Source organism: Desulfovibrio sp. Huiquan2017, from assembly GCF_017351175.1.
Classification (GTDB): domain Bacteria; phylum Desulfobacterota; class Desulfovibrionia; order Desulfovibrionales; family Desulfovibrionaceae; genus Pseudodesulfovibrio.
In genome coordinates, this window is sequence record NZ_JAFMPN010000002.1 from 116,076 (window position 1) to 139,362 (window position 23,287).

At 63.6% G+C, this 23,287-nt stretch carries 14 protein-coding genes; all 14 read right to left on the reverse strand.

Features of this window, described 5'->3' with window-relative positions; genetic code table 11:
• Positions 1-4: 4 nt before the first annotated feature.
• The 14 genes from J0909_RS02225 to J0909_RS02290 all read right to left on the reverse strand — a co-directional run bounded on the left by J0909_RS02225 (position 5) and on the right by J0909_RS02290 (position 23,146).
• Positions 5-568: a GNAT family N-acetyltransferase gene (locus J0909_RS02225; protein WP_207260116.1), complete on the reverse strand. Its 564-nt coding sequence runs from the start codon at positions 566-568 to the stop codon at positions 5-7.
• 25 nt (positions 569-593) lie between these two features.
• Positions 594-944 (reverse strand): DUF5818 domain-containing protein, encoded by a 351-nt coding sequence (locus J0909_RS02230; protein WP_207260118.1) that lies wholly within the window; start codon positions 942-944, stop codon positions 594-596.
• The gene (locus J0909_RS02235; protein WP_207260119.1) at positions 929-1,219 is read right to left on the reverse strand and encodes a hypothetical protein; all 291 of its coding nucleotides are present in this window, start codon (positions 1,217-1,219) and stop codon (positions 929-931) included. The genes J0909_RS02230 and J0909_RS02235 overlap by 16 nt, the downstream gene beginning before the upstream one ends.
• Before the next feature lie 270 nt (positions 1,220-1,489).
• Complete coding sequence (locus tag J0909_RS02240) at positions 1,490-2,890, reverse strand: sigma-54 dependent transcriptional regulator (RefSeq protein ID WP_207260123.1); 1,401 nt, start codon at positions 2,888-2,890, stop codon at positions 1,490-1,492.
• A 286-nt stretch (positions 2,891-3,176) separates the two neighbouring features.
• The gene (glgP, locus tag J0909_RS02245) at positions 3,177-7,415 is read right to left on the reverse strand and encodes an alpha-glucan family phosphorylase (protein WP_207260130.1); all 4,239 of its coding nucleotides are present in this window, start codon (positions 7,413-7,415) and stop codon (positions 3,177-3,179) included.
• Between the two features lie 11 nt (positions 7,416-7,426).
• Positions 7,427-8,629 (reverse strand): glycoside hydrolase family 57 protein, encoded by a 1,203-nt coding sequence (locus tag J0909_RS02250; RefSeq protein ID WP_207260132.1) that lies wholly within the window; start codon positions 8,627-8,629, stop codon positions 7,427-7,429.
• Positions 8,629-9,912 carry a glycosyltransferase family 4 protein gene (locus tag J0909_RS02255; protein WP_207260134.1) on the reverse strand — a complete coding sequence of 428 codons (1,284 nt, stop codon included), beginning with the start codon at positions 9,910-9,912 and terminating at the stop codon, positions 8,629-8,631. Before J0909_RS02255 ends, J0909_RS02250 begins: the two co-directional genes overlap by 1 nt.
• 1 nt (position 9,913) lies before the next feature.
• Complete coding sequence (locus tag J0909_RS02260) at positions 9,914-11,872, reverse strand: amylo-alpha-1,6-glucosidase (RefSeq protein WP_207260136.1); 1,959 nt, start codon at positions 11,870-11,872, stop codon at positions 9,914-9,916.
• Positions 11,873-12,073: 201 nt separating this feature from the next.
• On the reverse strand, positions 12,074-15,169 hold the full coding sequence (locus J0909_RS02265; protein WP_207260138.1) for a transporter substrate-binding domain-containing protein: 3,096 nt from the start codon (positions 15,167-15,169) through the stop codon (positions 12,074-12,076).
• 229 nt (positions 15,170-15,398) lie between these two features.
• Complete coding sequence (locus tag J0909_RS02270; protein ID WP_207260140.1) at positions 15,399-17,057, reverse strand: nickel-dependent hydrogenase large subunit; 1,659 nt, start codon at positions 17,055-17,057, stop codon at positions 15,399-15,401.
• A gap of 30 nt (positions 17,058-17,087) precedes the next feature.
• Positions 17,088-18,053 carry a hydrogenase small subunit gene (locus J0909_RS02275; RefSeq protein ID WP_207260142.1) on the reverse strand — a complete coding sequence of 322 codons (966 nt, stop codon included), beginning with the start codon at positions 18,051-18,053 and terminating at the stop codon, positions 17,088-17,090.
• 16 nt (positions 18,054-18,069) lie between these two features.
• A complete protein-coding gene (locus tag J0909_RS02280; RefSeq protein ID WP_207260144.1) occupies positions 18,070-18,471 on the reverse strand; it encodes a cytochrome c3 family protein in 402 nt (133 codons plus the stop codon).
• A 359-nt stretch (positions 18,472-18,830) separates the two neighbouring features.
• Positions 18,831-21,929, reverse strand: a complete 3,099-nt coding sequence (locus tag J0909_RS02285; protein ID WP_207260146.1) for an efflux RND transporter permease subunit — start codon at positions 21,927-21,929, stop codon at positions 18,831-18,833.
• A complete protein-coding gene (locus tag J0909_RS02290; RefSeq protein WP_207260148.1) occupies positions 21,926-23,146 on the reverse strand; it encodes an efflux RND transporter periplasmic adaptor subunit in 1,221 nt (406 codons plus the stop codon). Before J0909_RS02290 ends, J0909_RS02285 begins: the two co-directional genes overlap by 4 nt.
• Positions 23,147-23,287: the final 141 nt, after the last annotated feature.

Consider the following 23,287-nt stretch of genomic DNA (forward strand, 5'->3'; position numbering starts at 1 on the left):
GCTCCTATTGGTAGTTGTTGTCCGCGTCGTCTTCGTCGATGTTCAGCCGGTAGACCAGGCCGCCTTCCATGGGGATGAACTGCTTGCAGAACCGTCGCTGGACCGAGAAGCCGTTGGCTTCGTAAAATAGGCGGGCGTTTTCGAAGGCACGCCCCTCGCCGGTTTCCAGGAACACGGATTTGCCCATCTCCCCGGCCACCCGGCGGAGCATTTCGGCCACAAGGCCCGAGCCGATGCCGAGCCTGCGGAATTCGGGATCCACGGTGATGCCGTAGAGCTCGTATTCGCTGGGCCAGTACATGATCGGCCCGTAGCAGACGAAGCCGATGATCCGTTCGCCATCGCCATCGTCGGCCTTGGCCAGAAGGAAGGTCTGGGCCTCCTCGCCGTTGCCGTAGGCGCAGTCCCAGGCCATGTCTTCGGCGGACAGCATGGCGTCGGCCGAAAACAGCCCGCTGGAAGCGGCCATGTTCAGGATGGTCTCCACGTCGTCGGGCGTGATGCCCGAAGAGATGCGGACCTCGCGCATGTCCTCGCGGACGTCGTCTTCTCTGGTTGTCGTGTCCATGGTGGTCTCAGGGCCGTGCGGCCCGTCAGGCGAGGCGGTGTGTCCGCTCGTCTCGTTGCAGGTTCATGGAGGTATAGTTCATCGACGAGGTGTCGCCGATGACCTCGATGGTCTCCACGTGAATGGTGTCGAAGCCCAAAGTACTCATTGCCGTGCCGGTGACCTCGCAGGTCCTGCCGGCCAGGGTGGAGGGATCCTGCTCCACGCCGAGGAGCAAATATTCCGTGTCGCCGTCCTTGAGGACCAGGCCGAAATCGGTGTTGACCACCAGTCCCCAAATGGTCACGGCTTGCTCCGCGCCCGCAGTCGAAGCGGACAGGATGGGAACGAGGCAGAGAACGGCGGTCATCAGAAAGGGAATCAGTTGTTTACGCATGGGTTATCCTGGGATGTTGTGTTCACGGGGGTGAAGCTCTCCACGATCATGGACTCCACGCCGCGCTCCGTACGGACCACGCCGGTGAAGACCGCCTCTTCCCTGGACAGGGACAGAAGGTTCGGGAGGCTCTTGAAATTCTCCACGAGGATTTCCCGCTCGTCCTTGCAGGCGATCAACACCTCGGTCACGCGGAACTGCTCGTCCCACTGGCGCGGGACAACCATGCCCCTGACGGTGACCGTGTCGTTGCGGTGTTGTTTCTCTTGCAGCATAGATTTTCTCAACCTGGCGGTTTTGAAGGTGCGGGAAAAGCATGGAGCATGCCAAAGCCGTAATTATTTGAAATACTTTGTGAATGTTGTCTGACGCCGATGCGACAGCAGGAACTTTAAGTTCCTGTTTTCTTGGCGGCCGGTCAAAATCGGCGGAAATTCCGGCGTTTTGGGGGCGTGATGGTGGCGTGACATTGTAAATAAACATTGTATATTCAGGATGTTAAAATAGTATGAGAACTTTTTATTCCGCTATTTTAGAAACCGGAATTACTGGTTCTTCTTGCGAAAGTCCATCTTGTCCAGGCCGTGGCGGCCCAGCAGTTTGGAAAGTTGCCGCGTGGTCACGCCCGCGCGTTGGGCCGCGTCCTTGATCACGCCGTCGCATTGTTCGAGCAGGCTCGACAGGTATTGGCGTTCGAATTTGTCCACGGTGATGCGCCGCGCCTCCTTGAGCGGAAGACTGGTTTTGACCGGCGAGGTGACCACCTCGCCCTGGTTGTCGAGCAGGTCCGGCGGGAAGCTCTCGGGCAGAAGCACTTCGCCGGTCTCCAGGATGCAGGCCCGCTCGATGACGTTTTCGAGTTCGCGCACGTTGCCCGGCCACTCGTACTCCAGGAGCCGGTCCAGGACCTGGGGGTGGATGCCCTTGACCTCGGTGTTGAGCAGCCCGTTGAACTGCTGGATGAACACCTCGGATAGCCTCGGGATGTCCTCGGACCGTTCTCTGAGCGACGGTATGCGGATGGGAAAGACGTTCAGCCGGTAGAAGAGGTCGCGTCGGAACTTGCCGCGCTCGCACAGTTCGAGCATGTCCTCGTTGGTGGCCGCGATGATGCGCACGTCCACCGGGATGTCGGACTCGCCGCCCACGCGCTGGATGAAGCGTTCCTGGATGACGTTCAGGAGCTTGACCTGGACCGACTGCGAGACCGTGCCGATCTCGTCGAGAAAAATCGTGCCCCCGTGGGCCAGTTCGAACTTGCCGAGCTTGCGCCGGACCGCGCCGGTGAAGGCTCCCTTTTCGTGGCCGAACAACTCGCTTTCCACCAAGGTGTCCGGGATGGCTCCGCAATGCACGCTGATGAACGGTTGGCTCTTGCGGTTGGAGTGGGCGTGGATGAGCTTGGCGATGAGCGACTTGCCCGTGCCGGTCTCGCCCGTGAGCAGGACCGTGGTCCGGGTCCCGGCCACCTGGCGGATCTTGACGAACACGTCCCGCATGGCCTTGCTCCGGGTATCCACGTATTCGAGCGAATCCTCGTTCCAGAACTGGCCGCGCAGGTAGTCGAGCTCGGACTTGAGCACGTCGGTTTCGCGGACCTTGTCCACGATCAGGTCCAGCTCTTCCTTTTCGATGGGGTGGGTCAGATAGTCGAAGGCGCCGGCCTTGACCGCGTCCACGGCATGGTGGGTGTTGGCCTCGTCCGCCAGAACCACGATGGCCGCCGAAGGGTACTGGGCCCAGAGGCCTTCCAGCCCTTTGGCCACGGAAGTATGCTTGCCGAGCAGGGATTCCACGTCCACGAACAGGGTGTCCACTTCGCGGTCCGGCGCCCCATTGGCGGCAACCGATCCCGTCCCCGTTCCCAGTCGTTTGTCCTTCCCGAGCAAACCGCCGATCTCCTCCGACCGGCTCCCGTCGCGGGTAATCACAAGCATCTTGCGCATGCCAATAATGTCTCCAGCCACCTTGTACTTCGATGCCGCCGCCGAGACAATTCAAATCTGTTCCTCCGCAGCCGGAAAAGGAGGAGGGGGCGATCCACTGTTAACGGGACGTTCCCTCGCCGTTTTCCCGGGTTCCCATCCCTTTCCGCTTCCTGGCTGTCCCGCAGGCGTCCACGTCGGGGCGCGGGAAACGGCCTTCGTCGCGATGTTGCGACGAAGGCCGTTTCTCAATGGAGGGATCCGGGCGTGCGGCTCCGGGCCCGGGAGAGGTCTTGGGAGGCCGCCCCTAGCTCCAGCGAATCAACCTGGGGTCGCATTTGTTGGCGAGCCCGGGGTGGGTGGGGAGCACGCGGACGCCGTAGCGGATGGGGCCGGACTCGCGCGGGCTGTAGGCGGCCTGGTAGAGCAGGGTGGTCCCCTCGGTATGCTTGAGTTGCATGGGGATGCAGTCCAGGACGGTCTCCTCGTCCGGGGTGGCGGCCACGAATTCGACCACGATTTCCTCGGTCAGCAACTGGCCGCGATCCACCTTGGCGGAAACCGTCAGCTTGTTGCCCAGCCGGAAGACGTCGCCGCTGATGCCTTCCACCTGGACCTCCTTGATGTTCACCGTGGCGAACCTTCCGGGGATGCGCGTGCGCCATTCCCCCAGGCCCAGGGCCAGTTCGTTGTTGTTCCGGGCGCGCAGCTTGGCCAGTTCGATGGCGGGCAGGTACATGTCGTTGATATAGTCCCGGACCATGCGGTGGGTGCCGTACTGCCTGAATGCGGTCCGCATGGCCGCCTTCATGCGGGTCAGCCAGGCGTGGGGCACGCCGTCGCCGCCCCGGTCGTAGAATTCGGGGACCACCTCGGATTCCAGCGTGGCGTAGAGGTTGTCCGCGTCCACGATGTCCTGGTTGACCTGGCTTTGGTAGACCAGGCCGCTGCCCACGGCCCAGCCGTTGGCCCCGTCGAAGGCCTCATCCCACCAGCCGTCCAGGATGGAGCAGTTGGGCACCCCGTTGACCGCGGCCTTCATGCCGCTGGTGCCGCTGGCTTCCATGAGCCGGGTCGGATTGTTCAGCCAGACGTCCGCGCCGGACACGAGCAGGCGCGCCAGTCGGATGTCGTAGCTTTCCAGGAAGATGACCCGCCCCAGGAAGTCGTCCTGCTTGGCCAGGCGGCAGATGAGGTTGATGTAACTCGCGCCCATGGTGTCGGCCGGATGCGCCTTGCCCGCGAAGAGGATGTTCACCGGGCGTTCGGCGCTGCACAGGATCTCCTTGACCCGTTGCAGGTTGTGGAAGAGCAGGGTGGGCCGTTTGTAGGCCGTGCACCGTCTGGCGAAGCACAGGGTCAGGTGGTCGGGGTTGAGTTCGTTCAGGAAGGCGTGCAGCCGGTTGGGCGGTTCGCCCTCGCGGGTCCACTGGGCGGAGATGGACCGGCGCACCTCGTCGTACAGCCGGTGTTTGAGGGCCACGTGGGTATCCCACAGCCGCCGGTCGTCCATGGTGTTCAGGCAGTCCCAGTCATTCTTTTCCAGGAGCGCGCGGTGGACGGACAGGCTGCACGTCTCCTCGATGTCGTGGCGGACGCGCTCGTCCAGCCAGGAGGAGATGTGCACGCCGTTGGTCACGTGGCCCACCGGGATTTCACTCAGGATGAAGCCGCGCCACAGGTCCTGCCACATTCGTCGGGAGACGTCTCCGTGCAGGCGGCTGACGCCGTTGCGCCTGCAGGAGAGTTGCAGGGCCAGCACGGTCATGTTCAGGTGGTCGGCCTCCTCGGCGTAGATGTGCCCGAGGTTCCACAGCCCTTCCCACGGCACATCCATCTCGTCGGCGTAGCCGCGGAAATAGTTCTCCACCAGGGATTTTTCGAAGCGTTCGTTGCCCGCGGGCACCGGGGTGTGCATGGTGAACACGGTGTTGCCCCGGACGATTTCCTTGGCCGTGGCGAAGTCCACTCCGTCCTGGAGCATGATCTGGCGGATGCGCTCGAAGAGCAGGAAGGCGGAGTGCCCCTCGTTGAGGTGATAGACCGACGGGGTGATGCCCAGGGCCGTGAACAGACGGACGCCGCCCACGCCGAGGATGATCTCCTGCTCGATGCGTCCCTTGGAGGTCGGATCGTAGAGCTTGGAGGTAATGTCCCGGTCCGAACGGGAGTTTTCGACCACATCGGTGTCGAGCAGGTAGAGCCTGGCCCGGCCTACGTGAACCGTCCATATCTGGGCGTACACGGTGCGGCCCGGCAGATTCACGGCGATCATGACCTTTTCGTCGTTCTTTTGCAGCGGGGTGATGGGCATGGTGGCGAAATCGTTCTCGTGGTACTCGACCACCTGGTCGCCGTTGCCGTTGATCCGCTGGTGGAAGAAGCCGTTCTTGTACAGCAGGGAGATGCCGATGAACGGCAGGTTCAGGTCGCTGGCCGATTTGATGTGGTCGCCCGAGAGCAGGCCCAGGCCGCCGGAGTAGACCGGGATGGACTCGTGCAGGCCGAATTCCATGGAGAAATAGGCCACCGGGTGTTCCCAGGTGATGCCCTTGACGTCGGCCTTGGCGCTCTGGGCCATATAGTCGTCGAACCGTTCCAGGACCGAGCCCAGGCGGCCGATGAATTCCGGGTCGTCGGCCAGTTCGGCCAGGCGGTCGCGGCGCATGGTGTCCAGGAACAGGACCGGATTGTGCCCGCTCTCATGCCATTTGTCCGCGTCCATCCACTCGAACAGCTCCTGGGAATCGCGGTGCCAGACCCACCACAGGTTTTCGGCCACCTCGCGCAGCCTGGCCAGCGGCGCAGGCAGCTCGGTGACCACGGTGAAGGACCTGAGCCGGGGCTGGGTGGTGTTTACGCCCGTGAAACTGATCTCGGCGCCGGGCGCGGCGGCCATGCGCTGCACGCCCGCGATGCGTTCGGTGCGGATGTCGGCCGCGTACTCGTAAGCCTCCAGGTAGCGGGGGTAGAATTGGGCCCAGGTGGCCTCCTCGGCGATCTTGCGGGCCTCGGCGCTCCGCGAGGCGCGTTCCTCGGGCGTCCAGCGGGTGAAGTCGGCCAGGTACCGGGTCAGGTTCTCGCGCGCGGTTTCGTAGTCGTCGTCCAGCCGGTTGAGAACGTGCACGCCGGGGTGCCCCTGGGGATGCCTTTCCATGATCCACTGGCCGAATCCGGCCCGGTCCGAGGTGACCGTGGGCACGGCGAAGGCCGCGCTTTCCATGGGGGTATAGCCCCACGGTTCGTAGAAGGAAGGGAATACGGTCAGGTCCATGCCCGCCAGGGCGTCGTAATATTCCAGGTTGAGGACGCCGTCGTTGCCGTCCAGATAGACCGGAATGAAGATGACGCAGCAGCGGTTTTCGGCCTCGTTGTCCAGCTTGCGTTCGCGGCACTTCATGACCACGGGATCGTGGTCCGCGTTGCCCAGGTGGTGGGTGGAGATGCCCGCGTACTTTTCGATGTCGTAGCGCTCCGACTTCAGGCGGCGCCGGGCCTCGTCGCTGAATCCCGCGTAACCGCAGGAGACGAGCAGGAAGGCGACCACGGTGACATCATTGCCGGATTTGGCCAGTTCGTCGTTCAGGTCGCCCAGTCCGTCCAGGAGCAAGTCGATGCCCTTGTTGTGGAATTCGTAACGCCCCGAGGTCGCCACCAGCAGGGTCTTGTCCGGGGCCAGGTCGCGTTCCAGGAAGTTGCCGGCCAGATCCAGGAGCCGTTTGCGCGCGGTCTTGCGGGTCCCGGCCACGGCCTTGGGTTCTGCGAATCCTTCGAGGTTGAAGCCGTTGACCGTGATCACGGCCGGGTTGGTGCCGAGCAGGTTGGAGGCCTCGCGCCGGGTGATGTTGGAGACCGTGGTGAAACAGTCCGCTTCACGAGCCGAGACCGACTCCATGGAATGCTTGGCCGTGACTCCGAAGGCCTTGGCCTCCTGTGACGGCTCGATTTCCTCCAACCGCTTGTAGATGTCCACCCCGGCCCCGGACATGGCCCGGCCGAGCATGGTGGCGTGGGTGGTCAGGACCGTGGACACGGAGGGCGCATGCTTCTTCAGGTAGAGCACGCCCGCGCCGGACATCCATTCGTGGAAATGGGCGTAGACGTCGGCCCCGTCGCCCACGTCCTCGCTGATTTCCTTGATGGCCATGGCCGCGGCCGTGGAGAACAGGACCGGCTCGATATAGTCCCAGCCTCCGGCCATGGAATCCACGCCGTAGTCGTTCCACAGCTGGAACAGGAGCTTGTCGTGGTTCGGAAAGGCGTTGCGGAAGCCTATGAGCAGGACCAGCGGTTTGCCCGGGATGTCCCAGTGGCCGGTGGCGGTCTCGATGCCCCAGGCCTTGAGCCGTTCCAGGGCCGGGCGGACCGTTTCGGGCGGATCGACCCGGACAAAGCCGGGGTTGCGGTCGAGCAACGGGCCCACGGTCACATAACGGTTGTCGAAGGCCGCTTTGGCCTGCGGGGCCTTGCTGCTGATGACGGTGTGGATGCCGCCCACCTTGTTGCAGACTTCCCAGGAAGCTTCGAACAGCCAACTTGTTTCCATGACTTTTTCTCCTACCCCTGCCGCCGGTCCGCGCCGTCCAGCCGGAGGGCGAGGTCGTTGAGCACGTTCATGTAGGTGATGAACGCCTGGTGCGGGGTGTCATACGGGTTGAAATATTTGTGCACGTCGCCGTCGGAAAACCACTTGGTGCACATATAGTAGAAATGGTCGCTGGTCAGCAATTCGCGCCAGGTGGCGATGATGTCCTCGTCCCCGGAAGCCAGGACCTTGTCCTCCAGGGCGTAGGCCAGTTCGGCGGCCTGATCCTGCATGGGGTTGCCCAGCCATGCGGTGACGTCGCGCTCCAGGTCGGCCCAGGAGGTGAAATAGGGCACGTCGAGCTGGGCCATGGGGTCCAGGCGGGCGGCGGCTTCGCCGGGCGTCTCGAAGACGAAGTCGTCCCGGGACAGGATCGCTTCGGGCAGCTTCCTGAAGAATTCGAAGATGCCGGTGTCGGCCCACTGATGTTCGCCGATGGTCTCGTAGTCCATGAACAGGTTGATGATCTCGCCGCTTCCGGCCACCTTGTGCACCCAGTCCGCGTATTTTTCCACGGTCACGGGCCACTCGCTCCAGCCTCGGTCCGAGAAGCGGAAGGCCACATCGTCGGACAGCCGGTAGTTCTTGAGCAGGGCCTTGAGCTTGGAGCAGCTTGCGGGCTGGTACACGAAGTTGGGCGAGCGCCAGCCCAGGACCTGGTCCGCGCCTTCGGCCAGGATGGCCCTGTAGCCCATCTTTTCGATCTCCAGGGCCAGGTCGTTGTTGTAGATCAGCTCGGTGTTGCGGAAGGTCACGGGTTTGCTGCCGAAGAATTCTTCGAGGATGCGGCTGTGCATCTTCACCTGGCGGCGGAATTCCTCCCGGGAGAAGAGGAAGGCCAGGGAGTGATAATGCGTCTCGCCGATGAACTCCACGCATCCGGTGTCGGCCAGGGCCCGGAAGGAGTCCAGGACCTCGGGGCAGAACTCCTGGAACTGCTCCATGGCCACGCCGGTGATGGCGTAGGAGATGCGGAACTTTCCCTGATGTTGTTCGATGAGATCGAGCATCATTCTGTTGGCGGGCAGGTAGCACTTGTCGGCCACCTTGCGCATGATGTCGCGGTTGGCGGCCTCGTCGCGGTAGTGGTGGCTGCGGCCCATCTGGAAGAAGGAATAGTCCTTGTCCAGGCGCATGGGCTGGTGGACCTGGAAGTAGAAGCAGACGGATATCATCAGCGGCCTCCGGTAAGTTGCCGGTATACATCGAGAACTTTTTCTGCGGCCCGGTCCCATTGGATTTTCTTGAGGGTTTCCCGGCCCTGTTCGATCAGGGTCTCGGCCCGCTTTTCGTTGGTCAGGATGTCCTCGATCTCGTCGGCCAGGCGGTCCACGTCCCAGAAGTCCACCTTGACCGCGTGTTCCAGAATCTCGGCCACGCCGGATTGCTTGGAGACGATGCACGGGACGTCGAAGACCATGGCCTCCAGCGGGGTGATGCCGAAGGGCTCGGATACGCTGGGCATGACGTACAGGTCGCTCATGGCGTAGATGCGCTCCACATCGGTCCCCTGCACGAAGCCGGTGAAGTGGAAGCGGTCGGCCAGCCGAAGCTCGGCCATGCGCTCGACCATGCGCGGGAACATGTCGCCGGCTCCGGCCATGGCGAAGCGCACGTCGTTGTGATTGGCCAGGACCTTGGCCGCGGCCTCCACGAAGTAGTCCGGTCCCTTCTGGAAGGTGATCCGCCCGAGGAACAGGACCAGCTTTTCCTTGAACGGCTTTTTTACGCGCAGTTGGCCCAGTCGCCGCTCCTTGGCCACGGCGTTGTGGACCACGGTGATCTTGGCCGGGTCGATGGAGTAGCGGTGGACGATGGTTTCCTTGGTGAAATGGCTGACCGCGATGATTCGGTCGGCGGCCTCGAACCCGGCGCGCTCGATGTCATAGACCTTTTGGTTGATGTGCTCGCCCGAGCGGTCGAATTCCAGGGCGTGGGCGTGGACCACGAGAGGCTTGCCCGAGACCCGCTTGGCCTCGATGCCCGCCGGGGCGGTCAGCCAGTCGTGGGCGTGGATGACGTCGAATTTCTCGGTCAGTCCCAGGTGCGCGCCGATCAGGCTGTAGCGCACGATCTCGGCCATGAGGTTCTCGCCGTACCCGCCCTTGAAATCGTTTTTGAGCTCCCCGAAGATGTCCTCGGCGGTGACCGATTCGCTCTGTTCGAGCAGGGAGCGGTATTCCCGCTCGGTCAGGTACGGGCGCAGGGGGGAGATGACTTCGAGGACGGAAAGGCGCTCCTGGAGCTTCCGGATTTCGGTCACTCCGACCTTGGTGCGCAGGCGGTTGGCTCCGACCAGGGTCAGGTGATGGCCCTCCTCGTCGGAATCCAGCCTGGGCAGGACGAACAGGATGTCGGTGCCAAGCTGGGCCAGCCCCTTGGTCAGGCCGAGGCAGGCCGTGCCCAGGCCGCCGGAGATATATGGTGGGAATTCCCACCCGAACATGAGTACGCGCATGTTACTTTTCCTTGAGGAGCTTGTTCAGGCGGATGGCTTCGGCCATGGACCACGCCTGGGCCACGGCGCCCCTGGCCACGTGCGGCGGGTTGCCCGTATACAGCTCCGGCACCGCGCCGATGCAGACGTCGTCGGGGAATTCGCGCAGGATCGGCTTGAAGTATTTGCGCAGGAAGGCCTTGGCCCCGGCGCGGTCCTCGGCCTGGCGCAGCAGGGCCTGGCCGAAATGTCCGGCCAGCCAGGGCCAGACCATGCCTTGGTGATAGGCCGAGTCGCGGGTGTCGGCATCACCTTCGTAGTAGGGCGAGTAGGCCGGGTCGCGGGGCGAGAGGGTGCGCAGTCCGTAGGGCGTCAGCAGATGGGCCTGGACCACGGAGATGACCGCGCGCATATGGTGGAAGTCGAGCATGGTGTGCGGCAGGGACAGGGCGAAGATCTGATTGGGCCGGATGCGCCGGTCCTGGCCGTGTTCGTTGACCACGTCGCACAGGCAGTTGTCGCGGTCGTTCCAGAATCGGGCCGTGAAGTGGGCCCGGAGCCGGTTGGCGGCCTCGCGGGCGCGTGCGGCAAGGACGTCATCCTCGTTCTCGGCCAGTTCCAGGAAGCAGCCCAGGGCGTTGTACCACAGGGCGTTGATCTCCACGGCCGCCCCGTGGCGCGGGGTGACCGGGCGTCCATAGGCCTGGGCGTCCATCCAGGTCAGTTGGGTATGCTCGTTGCCCGCCCAGAGGAGTCCGTCGGGGGCCAGTCCGCACAGGGGCACGCGTCCGTCCAGGTGGGCGGCCACGATGTCGCGCAAGGCCGGGTAAATCTTGTCCTTGATGAACTTTTTCGAGCCGCGTGCGCCGAGATATTCTTGCACGGCCCAGAAAAACCACAGGGAGGCGTCCACCGAGTTGTAAGCCAGGTGGTCCGAGTTCTGATCCAGGTAGTTGGGCAGCAGTCCGTCGCGGGTCAGGCCCGCGTAGGCGGCCAGGACCTCTTCGCCGAACGCCTGGCGCCCGGCGTGGAAGGTCAGGCCGGGCAGGCTGATCATGGTGTCGCGTCCCCACTCGCCGAACCAGTGGTAGCCCGCGATGACCGAGGCGAATCCCGAAGGGTTGCGGATCAGAAATTCGCCGGAGAAATATTTGAGCCGCTGCACGGACTTGCTGCGGTCCTTGCATGCCTTGAATTCGGCCTCGCGCCGGGCGACTTCCTTCTTGCGCATGTGTTCCAGGTTGCCAAGCGGTTCCACCGAGGCGGCGAAGATCACGGGCTTGCCCTTTTCCAGGCTGGTCTCGAACATGCCGGGGCAGAACAGGTCCTCCTGATAGTCGAAGCCCCGCGAACGCTCCTTGAGGTATTCGATGTTGTAGATCCACTTGGGCCCGGGGAAGAATTCCGAGGTCCGGTTGGTGCCCATGTACAGGGGCGGCATGCCCTCGTAGGGCTGGATTTTGCGGCCGTTCTTCTCGGGGTAGGATTTGGGCCGCAGGAACATGTTCTCGCGGGTCAGGGTGTGGATGTCCCGGTAGGCCAGGAGCGGGCGCATGCGGAGTGCCGGTTTGACCTTGCCTTCGAGCAGCTCGTAGCAGATCAGCACAGTGTTTTTGCCGTGGATCATGAGAAAGGACTTGCGAATGAGCGCGTCGCCGATGCGGTAGGTCGTGGCCGGGTAGAGGCCCTGGTCGAAGGATTCCACAAACTGGTGCCCGGTGGGGTGGTAGACGCCGGGGTATTTGTTGGACGACAGCAGGAATTCCCGGTCGTTGGCCAGAACCGAGGTTTCCAGCTTGGAGAGCAGGACGAACCGTCCCCTGGGCTCCTTGAGGGCCGCGACGAGCAGGCCGTGATATTTGCGGGTATGGCAGTTGATGATGGTGCTGGAGGCATACCCGCCCAGGCCGTTCGCGTCGATCCATTCCTTTCGGGTCGCCGTCTCGGTGTTGACGCACTCATCTCTGGAAATGTGCAGCATGATGACCACCTGTGAAAAGAGGTTGCGAAGATGGGAGCTGCCCCGGGAAGGGGTATTTCCGATTTTTCAATTTGATAGCAAAAACTCGCCACTTGCAAGGGAAAAATAGCTCACGAACGGAATATTCGCCAAAGCGTACGGAAAGGGAGGAGTGGGGTGCGGCGCGGCCTGCCGGGGCATCCGTTCCGCCGGGCGGAGCGCCTAGGGAATGGTTCGCCGGATGGCTTTTTCAAGGTCGGTCTTGTCCAGAGGCTTGGCGATGTAGTCGGTCATGCCCTTGTTCAGGAAGTCCTCGCGGTCGCCCTTCATTGCGTAGGCGGTCATGGCGATGATCGGGATGCCGGTCTTGTCCGGGCCCACCTCGCCCTTGCGGATGGCTTGGGCGGCCTGGACCCCGTCCATGACCGGCATCTGGACATCCATGAGGACCAGGTCGAAGGCTGCGTCGCGCAGGGCGGACAGGGCTCGCTGGCCGTTGTCCACGGCCAGGACCCGGTGTCCCATGCGTTTGAGCAGGCCGGATACGGCCAGGCTGTTGACCCGGTCGTCCTCGGCCAGGAGGATGTTCAGGGACGAAGGCGGGGCGTCTGAGAGTCGCACCACGGTGTCCGGCGGCCGGTCTCCGGCCGGTCGCAGCGGCACGCACAAGCCAAAGGTCGAGCCCAGGCCCGGTTCGCTGTCCACGGCCAGGGTCCCGCCGAGCAGGCCGACCATGCGCTTGGAGATGGCCAGTCCCAACCCGGCGCCCTGGTGGTGGCGGGTGAAACCGCCGCTGACCTGGGTGAAGTGCTCAAAGATGTTTTCCAGCTGGTCGTTGGGGATGCCTATGCCGGTGTCCGTGACCGTGAAGAGGAGGTGGACCCTGTCCGGCCGCAGCCGGGGCAGGGGCGAGACCTCCACGGTCAGCCCGCCGGTCTCGGTGTACTTGATGGCATTGCCGATGAGGTTGATGAGGACCTGCTGGATACGCGTGTCGTCCCCGAAGAGGCGGTCCGGCAGGTCTTCGGGCACGACGAATGAGAGGGTCAGATCCTTGGACCGGGCGGCCAGGGTGAACATCTGCTCCAGACCGGCCATGATGTCCCGCAGGTTCAGGAGCTCCTCGCGGATGTCCAGTTTGCCCGCCTCGATGCGGGAGAGGTCGAGGATGTCCGTGAGCAGCCGGGTCAGCCGTTGGCTGGCCTCGATGCCGTAGGTGGCGTACTCGGTCTGTTCCTCGGTCAGGTCGCTGGTGCGCAGGAGCTGAAGCATGCCCATGATGCCGTTGAGCGGGGTGCGGATCTCATGGCTCATGTTGGCCAGGAATTCGGACTTCACGCGGTTGGCGGACTCGGCCATATCCTTGGCTTCCACCAGGGCCTGTGCGGTGCGCATCCGCTCGGAGATGTCCGAGAAGATGCAGGCGAACCGGCCGGGCGCGGGCCGGAAGGCGCTGACGTTGAAATACTTATCCTGCTCGCCGGAATAGTGCTCGAAGTGAATGGCTTCCCCGGTCAGGGCCACGTTGCCGTAGGTTTCGATCCAGTAGGGTTCGGTACCGGGGAAGACCTCCAGCACGGTCCGGCCGACGATGTCGTTCGCCTTCGTGCCGGTGAGCCGCTCGAAGGCCGGGTTGACCCGCAGGAAGCGGTAATCCACGGGCGTGCCCGCCTCGTCGAGGATGATCTCATGGGAGGCGAATCCGTCGAGCATTCGGCGGAACAGGAGCTGATACTCCTTTTCCATCGAGTGCTGGCGAGTGATGTCGCGGCTCAGGGAGAAGACCGCCTGGATCGTGCCGTTTTCGTCCCGTTCCGGGAAGAGCCGCCAGTCGAAATGATAGGACCGGCCCTCCCCATTCAGGTGGAACTGGGTGCTGAAGGGTTCGCCGGTCTCGTAGACCCGGCGGATGTGCTCATCCCAAAACGTGCACAAGTCCTCAGGGACGCCGACTTCCCGGTGGGTCTTGCCGAGGAAGTCCGACGCGGGGCTGCCGGAGATTTCAAGGATGTTTTCCGAGACGAAGAGATGGCGCGCCTCGCTGTCGAAGCGCATGACGATATCCGGCATGTTGTTGACCAGGGTGCGGTACAGATTCTCGCTCTCGTGCAGGGCCTCCTCGATGCGCTTCATCTTGGTGATGTCCATGGCCGCCGTCAGGATCACCGGCGCGCCGTCGATGTCCCGGAAGGGAACGTTGTGGACCAGCAGGGCGCTGCCGTTCGGGGTGCGGCTTTCCCAGATTTGGGCCTTGTCCGATTCCAGGACCTGGCGCATCCGTTCCCGTCCATCCGGATCGGACTCGTCGAACGAGGCCTCGTTGCGGCGAAAGTGTGCGTTGGCGAAGGTGATCTCATGGTCCCCGGTCTGTAGATAGACGGACAGGGGCAGGTGGTTCATGAGTGAGTGCATCCATTCACGGCTGCGGGCTACCTGGGCCTCGGCCCGTTTGCGTTGCTCGATCTCCTCGCGCAGGTGGGCGGTCCGTCGGTTGACCTGGACCTTGAGAAAGATCAGCCCGCCCACGGCCATGATCAGGGCCAGGGGGAGGACGAAGACCATGGACTGCTGGGCGGTTTCCGCGAAGGAAGGATCGCTTCGGGGCAGGATGGGGCTGAACCATTTGAGGTACAGCCGGTTGTAGGTCCCGTTGGAAAAGACGATGGCCAGCCCTTCGTTCAACCGGGCCAGAAGGGCGTGGTCGTCCCTGTGCACGGCCATGCAGAACTTCTGGACGAACCCGGTCATGGCGCTGTTTCCCGGACGCAGGGTCGGATCCAGGGGGGAACGCACGTCTTCCACGTTGGTCAGCCCGAGTTTCTTGACGATCTGCCAGCCGACCACCTGCTGTACCAGGACAGCGTCGCCGCGCCCCTCCGAGAGCATGCGCATGGCCTGGCCGTAGCTCTCGGTGAGGACGAGCTTCGAGGTCAAGTGGTTGCGCACGGCGTATTCCTGGGCGGTGTCCCCGCGCATGACCAGGACTTCCTTGTCTCGAAGGTCCGCCTCGTCGCGGATGCCCTTGGTCCCCGTGCGCACGAAGATGGAGCCGTGCATCTGCAGGTAGGGGATGGAGAAGTCGAAGTAGGCGTTGCGCTCCTGGGAATAGGAGACCAGGGGCAGGACGTCGATTTCACCGTCGGCCAACTCTCGCTTGAGGGTTGCCCATGGGCCGAGCTTGAAGCGGACGTCCAGCCCGACCTCGCGGGCCACGGCCTTGAGCAGGTCGACGGAAAAACCGCCGGGCGTGCCGTCGGGCAGGACCAGGGCGAGGGGAGGATAGTCCAACTCGCTGGCGGATTGGAGAACTGTGGGCACGGGCTCTTGCGCCGGGGATGCGGGGGCTGCGATTAAACAGACCAGCACTGCCGGAAGAAGACATTTTAGGATTGGGCCGAAAAAGGTCATACGGTTACCGCCGATGCCGTTCGCCCACGACACGTGGCGCGATTATCAGACTGTACAGCAACCGGCGTCCGATGCAAATAAGAAATGAACCAGGTGGGGAATGGAAGGGGGCCGGACCCGGGTCCGGCCCCCTGAGAGGTCAGCGGACCTTGAACCGCCGGATGCCGCCGCTGCGGTTGTCCACCAGGTGGACCGAGCAGGCGATACACGGGTCAAAGGAGTGGATGGTCCTCAGGATTTCCACCGGACGGTCTGGGTCGGGGCAGGGACAGTTGATCAGGGACTGCTCGGCGGCGCTGAGTTTGCCCTGCTCGCAGCGAGGGCCGAGGTTCCAGGTGGACGGGACGACCATCTGGAAATTCTCGATCCGGCCGCCCTTGATGCGAATCCAGTGGGACAGGGCCCCGCGAGTGACGCAGCAGGTGCCCACGCCCTGGGCGGTATCGACCATTTTCCACGGCTTGTAGATGGTGTCGTCGCCCGATTGGACCCGTTTCTCGGTTTCGTCGATCCAGTTCTGCATGCGGTGGATGAGCATGCGGGTCTCGATTACGCGGCAGACGGTCCGGCCCATGGTCGAGAAGAGTTGCTCCGGTTTCATGGACGCGGCCTTGAAGAAGGCGTCCAGGGCGGTCCGGGTTTCCTTCTCCTTGCGCGCGTAAGCCAGGGCGCGGCGGGCCAGGGGCCCGGTCTCCATGGCCTCGCCCTTGTAGCGGGGTGCCTTGGACCAGGAGTACTTCTCCTTGTCGTCGTAGCTCGTGTACATGGGCTGGGTCACGCCGTCGTAAGGCTTGCGCACCTCGTCGCCTTCGTACCAGCTGCGGGCCACGTGTTCGTCGATCAAGCCCATGTCCAGCTTTTCGTGCTTGCTGAGGTCGTTGCCCCAGAGCACGCCGGATTCGAAGTAGGGATCGCGTCCGCTCTCCGGATCGTGAAACTCGGAGAAGGCAAAGAAGTTCGATGTCTTGCCGTAGGTCAGCGCCTCGGGGAAGCGTTTGGCCATGAGCAGGATGTCCGGCATCATGGCGTTGTCCACGAACTCCTTGGCCTTGGCCCAGATCTGACGGAACTGATCCACCACTTCGAGGCGCAGGCTGTCGTAGCAGGTCACGCCGCCCACGACCATGGATTGGGCGTGGGGGTTTTTGCCCGCGAACAGGGCCATGGCCCGGCCGAGTTCCAGTTGGATGCGCAAGCCCTCAATGTAATGGGCCGCCAGGATGAGGTTCTCTTCGGGCGTGCAGCGGTATACCGGATTGCCGCCCAGGAAGTAGGCGTTTTCGAGAAAGCCCAGTTGGCCGCTGGCCACGAAATGCTTGAGGCGTTTCTGGACTATGTACAGGTCGCTCGGATCGGCGGAGCGCTCGCTGGTGGCGGCCACGAGCTTGCCTGCGGCCGTGGGGTCCGCCGACAGGGCCGAGGCCATGTCGATCCAGTCCAGTCCGTGCAGGTGATAGTAGTGCACCAGGTGATCGTGGATGATCAGGGTGGACAGGATCAGATGTCGTATGAGTTGCGCCAGGGGCGGGACCTTGAGCTTCAGGGCGTCCTCGATGGCCCGGATGCTCGTCAGGGCGTGGGTGTTGGTGCAGACCCCGCAGGCCCGCTGGGTGAACAGGGGAGCGTCCTCGGGCGGCCGTCCCTTGAGGATGACCTCGATGCCCCGGAAGAGCTGGGTGGAGACCCAGGCGTTCTTGACGCGGTCGTTTTCCAGCTTCACCTCGACCTTGAGGTGCCCTTCGATTCTCGACACCGGATCGACGATCAGCCGTTTTCTAGTGCTTGTGGTCTGGCTCATGCGGAATTTCCTCCTTCCGGCTGGATTGGGTTAACCCTTGGGGCCGTCTTCGATGGGGTGGAAGAACGGCGAGTAGTCGTCCCAGAAGTCGGGTTCGCTGCAGCCGATGCATGGGGCGCCCGCCTTGACCGGCCAGTTGACCTGATTGAACAGGGCGGTGGGACAGTTGTTGTAGGTGTATGGCCCTTTGCAGCCGAGCTGGTAGAGGCACCAGCCCTTCTTGGCCTCGGCGCTGTCGAAGCTCGGGGCGAATTCGCCCCTGTTGAAGTGTTCCTGTCGCGGGCAGTGGGCGTGCACGGTGTCTCCGTAAAACAGGGTGGGCCGGTTCCAATGGTCGAGCTTGGGCATGCCCTTGGTCAGCAGGTGGACCACTGTCCCGACGAAGTTCATGGGGTTGGGCGGGCAGCCCGCGATGTTGATGGCGGAGACGCCCACGGCGGCCAGGGCCTGGTTAACGCCTTTGGCTCCCGAGGGATTGGGCGCGGCGGCCTGAATCCCGCCAAAGCAGGCGCAGGAGCCCATGGCGATGGTCGCCTTGGCCTTGGAGGCCACCCGGGCGCATATCTGGAACATGGTTTCCCCGCCGACCTTGCCGTATTCGCCTCCGTGGTAGGTGGGGATGCCGCCTTCGATGACGCAGATGTACCCCTCGGGGTTGGTCAGGGCCTTTTCCAGGGCGGCGTGGGCCGCCTGGCCCGAGGCGGCCATGATTGTCTCGCAATAGTCCAGGGAAATGGTGTTCATGATGATTTCGTCGAAGAAAGGCTCGTAGGCGCGCAACAGCCCTTCGGTGCAGCCCGTACATTCGGCACAATGCAGATAGACCACCGAGGGCCGTTTCTTGGCCGTGAGGGCCTCGGCGATGGCCGGGGCGAAGCCTGGCCCCATGCCCATAAACACGGCCATGGTCCCGCAGAATTTCATGAACTCGCGGCGGCTGGGCTTTGGCCCGCCCGTCAGCATCTTGAGTGAATCGAGTCGGTTCCCGTTCGGCATACAATCCTCCTTGGGACTACTTGGACCTGTGGCAGGCCGTGGTGCAGCCCACCGGGTTCTTGCCGCCTTCGGTGCGCATCCGGGTATGACAACCCAGACAGCTCGGCGGGCCGGGAGAATGCCACGCGCGGTAGAAGCCGGACCGTTCGGTCGGGTCGTCGTCGGTGTGGCATTGCCTACAGCCGACGAATTGGCCCATGGTCTTGTCGGATTCCTTGTGGTGACATTGGCGGCAGGCCAGCCGGATGGCATGGAAACCGTGCGGGAATTTGACCGGTGCGACCCAGGTGTTCAGTTTCCGGTTTTCCTTGGGCCGGTCCAGGACGATCTGATCCGGCACCTCGTAGGCCTGCGTCGCGGTGACGGTGACGGCCGCCAGAACGGCCGCCGCGGCGAAGAGAAGCAGTTTTCGAAGCATAACCCCTCCGGTTCAAAGGTGGAATCGGTACTTTGCCCGACAGTATCACGTTCGCCTTGGACGTATATTATAGTTTGTCCGATTAGGGAAAAAATAACGGTCCGCGTCCAGCGTTGTGGTGGGGGCGAAAAAAAGGGAACTATCCCCTTAAATCCTTGGGAAAAACCAGGCGTTGAAAGCCGCTTCGCGGCGAAAATCAAAATGATTTCGCCTCCGGCGGGCAAGGACTCGCGCCCTTGCATCCCGTTTTTGCGCCTCTGGCGCGATATTTTTCCCTTCACGCGGCTTTTCGCCTACGAAAAGGGAGTTAACTATATAAATAAAAAAGGCCCCTGCAGTCGTTTGCGGGGGCCTTGCCGTCAGGGAGCCGGAACCGGCTTCGTTCGGCCGAAGAGCCGGTTCAGCCGTTGCTGGGCCGCGTCCAGATACGTGTAATAGACCGGGGTGAAATACAGGGTCAGGAGTTGGGAGACCATCAGGCCGCCGACCACGGCCAGGCCCAGCGGTCGCCGCGCCTCGGCCCCCGCGCCCAGGCCCAGGGCGATGGGCAGGGTGCCCATGAGCGCCGCCATGGTGGTCATCATGATCGGCCGGAAGCGGATGAGCGCGCCCTCGCGGATGGCCGCAGCCGCGCCGTGGCCGTGGTCGCGCTGTGCCTCCACCGCGAAGTCGATCATCATGATCGCGTTCTTCTTGACGATGCCGATGAGCATGATGATGCCCACGAACCCGTAGATGTTCAGGTCCTGGCCGAAGAGCATCAGCGTGAGCAGCGCGCCCACGCCCGCCGACGGCAGGCCGGACAAAATGGTCAGCGGGTGGACGAAGGATTCGTACAGCACGCCCAGCACCAGGTAGATGACCAGGATGGCCATGACCAGCAGGACCCACAGCCCGCGCATGGAGTCCTGGAAGGCCTGGGCCTCGCCCTGGAAGCTGGTGGACACGGAAGCGGGGACCACTTCGGCGGCCAATTGGGAAACCTCGTCCACGGCCGCGCCCAGGGATTCGCCCGGCGGCAGGTTGAAGGATATGGTCGCGGACGGCAGTTGGCCCGAGTGGTTGACGGACAACGGGCCCACGCCGAGTCCCCATTTGGCCAGGGTTTCCAGGCGGACGAGCTTGCCGTTCTGGGAGCGTACCGAGAGCATGGCCAGGGCGTCCGGGTTGGACTGGTATTGCGGCGCCAGTTCCATGATCACGTCGTAGGTGTCCGTGGGCGCGTAGATGGAGGAGACCTTGCGGTTGCCGAAGGAGGTCGAGAGGGCGTCCTCGATCTGGTAGGCGGAGATGCCCAGCGCCGAGGCCTTGTCGCGGTCGATGTCGATGTTCAACTCGGGGTTGTTAAACTCCATGTCCGAGGACACGTCCTGGATGCCGGGCAACTCCTGCATGCGTTTTTCCATGTCGGCGGCGGCCTGGAACAGCACTTCCGTGTCGGGACTCTGGAGGGTGTACTGGTACTGCCCCTTGGAACTGCGCCCGCCGATGCGGATGGCCGGAGGGTTGGACACGTAGGCCCGGATGCCCGGCACCTGCGAAAGTTTGGCCCGCAGACGCTGCTGGACCACCTCGATGGGGCCGCGTTCGCCGCGCGGCTTGAGATCGACCATGAGGCGGCCTGCGTTGCCGCCCCGGTTGGGCCCACCCCCGCCGACCACGGACATATAGTTTTCCACGGCCGGGTCCTTGACCAGGATGCGCATGAGCGCCTGCTGGCGCTGCTTCATGGTGTCGAAGGCCACGCCCTGTTCAGCCTCGGTGGAGACCATCAGGCGGCCTGCGTCCTCGGTGGGCAGGAAGCCTTTGGGAATGGCCCGAAACAGGACCACGGTCAGGCCCAGGACCAGGAAGGAGGCGAGCATGGTCAGCCGGTGGTGGCGCAAGGTCCAGTCCAGGGTGCGCGCGTAGAATTGTCGCAGCCCCTCGAAGCCCCGCTCGAACAGGTTGAACAGTTTGCCGTGGTGCCTTTCCCCGGCGTGCGGCTTGATGATCAGGCTGCACAGCATGGGGGTGAGCGTTAGGGAGACCACCCCGGAGATGAGGATGGAGGCGCAGATGGTCACCGCGAATTCGTGGAACAGGCGGCCCACGATGCCGCCCATGAAAAGCACGGGCAGGAACACGGCGGCCAGGGAGATGGTCATGGACACGATGGTGAAGGCGATCTCCCTGGAGCCGTCCATGACCGCTTCCATGGTGGATTTGCCCATCTCGCCGTGGCGGACGATATTTTCGAGCATGACGATGGCGTCGTCCACCACGAAGCCCACGGACAGGGTCAGGGCCATGAGCGAGATGTTGTTCAGGCTGAATCCGTAGAGATACATGACCGAGAAGGTGCCGATGACCGACATGGGCAGAGCCAGGCTGGGGATGAGCGTGGCCGACAGCCTGCGCAGGAAGAGAAAGATGACCAGGATGACCAGCCCCACGGTGAGCAGAAGGGTAAACTGCACGTCCTCAATGGACTCCTTGATGGATTCGGAGCGGTCGTAGAGCACGTTCAACTTGATCGCCGCGGGCAACTGGGCCTGGAAGGAGGGCAGCAGGTCGCGCACGGCCTGGACCACGTCCACGGTGTTGGTCCCGGGCTGGCGCTGGATGGCCAGGACCATGCCGGGCTGGCCGTTGTACCAGTTGCGCCGCCGGGTCTGCTCCACGGAGTCGAAAACGTCGGCCACGTCGGACAGGCGCACGGGCGCGCCCTTGCGCCAGGCCACCACCAGCGGCTTGTAGTCCTCGGCGTTCATGAGCTTGCCGCTGGAGCGGACGATGTACTCGCGTACCGGTCCGGCCACGGTGCCCACGGGCAGGTTGACGTTGCCCTTGCGCACGGCCTCGGCCACTTCGTCCACGCCCAGTTCCATGGCCGAGAGCTTCTCGGGCGAAAGCTGGATGCGTACCGCGTATTTCTGGGAGCCGTAGACCATGACCTGGGCCACGCCGTTGACCATGGAGATGCGCTGGGCCATGAAGTTCTCGGCGTACTCGTTGACGTCGGACAGGCGCATGGTCGGTGAAGAGAGCGAAAGATAGAGGATCGGCGAGTCCGCCGGATTGACCTTGCGGAAGCTCGGCGTGGAGGTCATGTCGTCGGGCAGCCGCCGCAGCGCCGTGGTGATGGCCGACTGCACGTCGAGGGCCGCATCGTCGATGTTCCGTTCCAGGGCGAACTGAAGGGTGATGCGGGTACTGCCCAGGCTGGAGATGGAGGTCATGGAGTCCAGGCCCGCGATGGTCGAAAATTGTTTTTCCAGCGGCGTGGCCACGGACGAGGCCATGGTCTCGGGATTGGCCCCGGAGAGCTGGGCCGAGACCTCGATGGTCGGAAAGTCCACGCTGGGCAGGTCGCTGACCGGCAGACGCAGATAGGCCATGACGCCGAAGACCAGGATGGCGGTCATGACCAGGGTGGTCATGACCGGGCGGCGGACGAAGAGGGCGGACGGGTTCATTGTTGTTTGTCCCCGGCGGGAACCGGGCCCTGGGCGGCGTCCCCGGTCCGCTCGTTCTTGATGGACACCTTGGCCCCGGGGCTCAGGCTGACCTGGCCGTCCAGGACCACCAGTTCGCCGGACTCGATGCCGGAGTTCACGACCGTGCGTTTGCCCACGATGTGGGAGGTGACCACCTGCCGCGCCTCGACCGTGCCGGAGGTCGGGTCGCCCTCGGCCGTCTTGACCACGTAGACGTATGGCCCCTCCATGCCCTGGAGCACCGCGCCGGTGGGCAGGAGCAGGGCGTTTTTCAACGTGCGCAGGGTCAGTTCCACCCGGGCGAACTGGCCGGGCCAGAATCGGGTGTCGTCATTGGGATAGGAGGCCAGCAGCCGGATGGTGCCCGTGGTCGTGTCCACCGCGTTGTCCACGGCGGCCAACACTCCGTCCACCGGCGTGGTGCTCGTGCCGGACGGGGTGATGCTGACCCGCATGGGGCCCTGTTTGCGGCGTTCCATGATCTCGCCCAGGTACCGCTCGGGCAGGGTGAAGGAGACATTGATGGGCTTGATCTGGTTGATGACGCAGAGCGTGCGGTCGTCGTTGGCCTTGATGACGTTGCCCACGTTGACCTGGACGATGCCCACCCGTCCCGAGATGGGGGCGCGGATGGCGGCGTAGTCGCGGTCGAGCCGGGCCTGTTCCAGGGCGGCTTCGCCCAGCCGGATGGTGTTCTCCAGCGACGTGGCCTCCGCAAAGGTGTTGTCGTAGGACTCCTGGGCGACCACGTTCAGGTCGCGCAGCCGGGAATAGCGGCGAAGGTCTTCCTTGGCCTTGTTCAGGTGGGCGCGGTCGCGGTCGAGCCGGGCCTGGGCCTCTTTGATGGCCAGGTCGAAGGAACGCGGGTCCACCTGGAAAAGCAGGTCGCCCGCCTCCACGTCCTGGCCGTTTTGGACCAGTTGCCTCTCGATGATCCCGCCCACCCGGGATTTGATCTCCACCGACGCCAGCGGGGTGACGTTGCCCACGGCGGACAGGGTCACGGGCACGTCCTCGCGCACCGCGGCTACGGCCGTGACCGGGACCACGCGCTCCCGTTTGGCTTTCTTGTCGTTGCCCCCGCAAGCCGCGAGGAGTCCCGTTGCGAGGAGGCAGAGCAGCCCGGCCGCAACCGGGCCGAGGACCCATTTTCGGAGCCCGCATCCATGACGATCGAAAACAGATGAGCGAGGCACATGCCCTCCAGGTATGCAGCCCCGCCTCGGGCGGGCGCCGGATGTCCGCCGGCCACCGGGCCTGATGGACGGTTGTTCAATTCATACTGTCCGCGTTTATAATTGCAAAGAAACGCAAACACAATGGGGTCGTCGCCGGGA

Excerpts from the sequence above, each read along its gene's own strand:
- J0909_RS02225 (WP_207260116.1), bottom strand. The coding sequence starts at position 568 with ATGGACACGACAACCAGAGAAGACGACGTCCGCGAGGACATGCGCGAG.
- J0909_RS02230 (WP_207260118.1), bottom strand. The coding sequence starts at position 944 with ATGCGTAAACAACTGATTCCCTTTCTGATGACCGCCGTTCTCTGCCTC.
- J0909_RS02235 (WP_207260119.1), bottom strand. The coding sequence starts at position 1,219 with ATGCTGCAAGAGAAACAACACCGCAACGACACGGTCACCGTCAGGGGC.
- J0909_RS02240 (WP_207260123.1), bottom strand. The coding sequence starts at position 2,890 with ATGCGCAAGATGCTTGTGATTACCCGCGACGGGAGCCGGTCGGAGGAG.
- glgP (WP_207260130.1), bottom strand. The coding sequence starts at position 7,415 with ATGGAAACAAGTTGGCTGTTCGAAGCTTCCTGGGAAGTCTGCAACAAG.
- J0909_RS02250 (WP_207260132.1), bottom strand. The coding sequence starts at position 8,629 with ATGATATCCGTCTGCTTCTACTTCCAGGTCCACCAGCCCATGCGCCTG.
- J0909_RS02255 (WP_207260134.1), bottom strand. The coding sequence starts at position 9,912 with ATGCGCGTACTCATGTTCGGGTGGGAATTCCCACCATATATCTCCGGC.
- J0909_RS02260 (WP_207260136.1), bottom strand. The coding sequence starts at position 11,872 with ATGCTGCACATTTCCAGAGATGAGTGCGTCAACACCGAGACGGCGACC.
- J0909_RS02270 (WP_207260140.1), bottom strand. The coding sequence starts at position 17,057 with ATGAGCCAGACCACAAGCACTAGAAAACGGCTGATCGTCGATCCGGTG.
- J0909_RS02275 (WP_207260142.1), bottom strand. The coding sequence starts at position 18,053 with ATGCCGAACGGGAACCGACTCGATTCACTCAAGATGCTGACGGGCGGG.
- J0909_RS02280 (WP_207260144.1), bottom strand. The coding sequence starts at position 18,471 with ATGCTTCGAAAACTGCTTCTCTTCGCCGCGGCGGCCGTTCTGGCGGCC.
- J0909_RS02285 (WP_207260146.1), bottom strand. The coding sequence starts at position 21,929 with ATGAACCCGTCCGCCCTCTTCGTCCGCCGCCCGGTCATGACCACCCTG.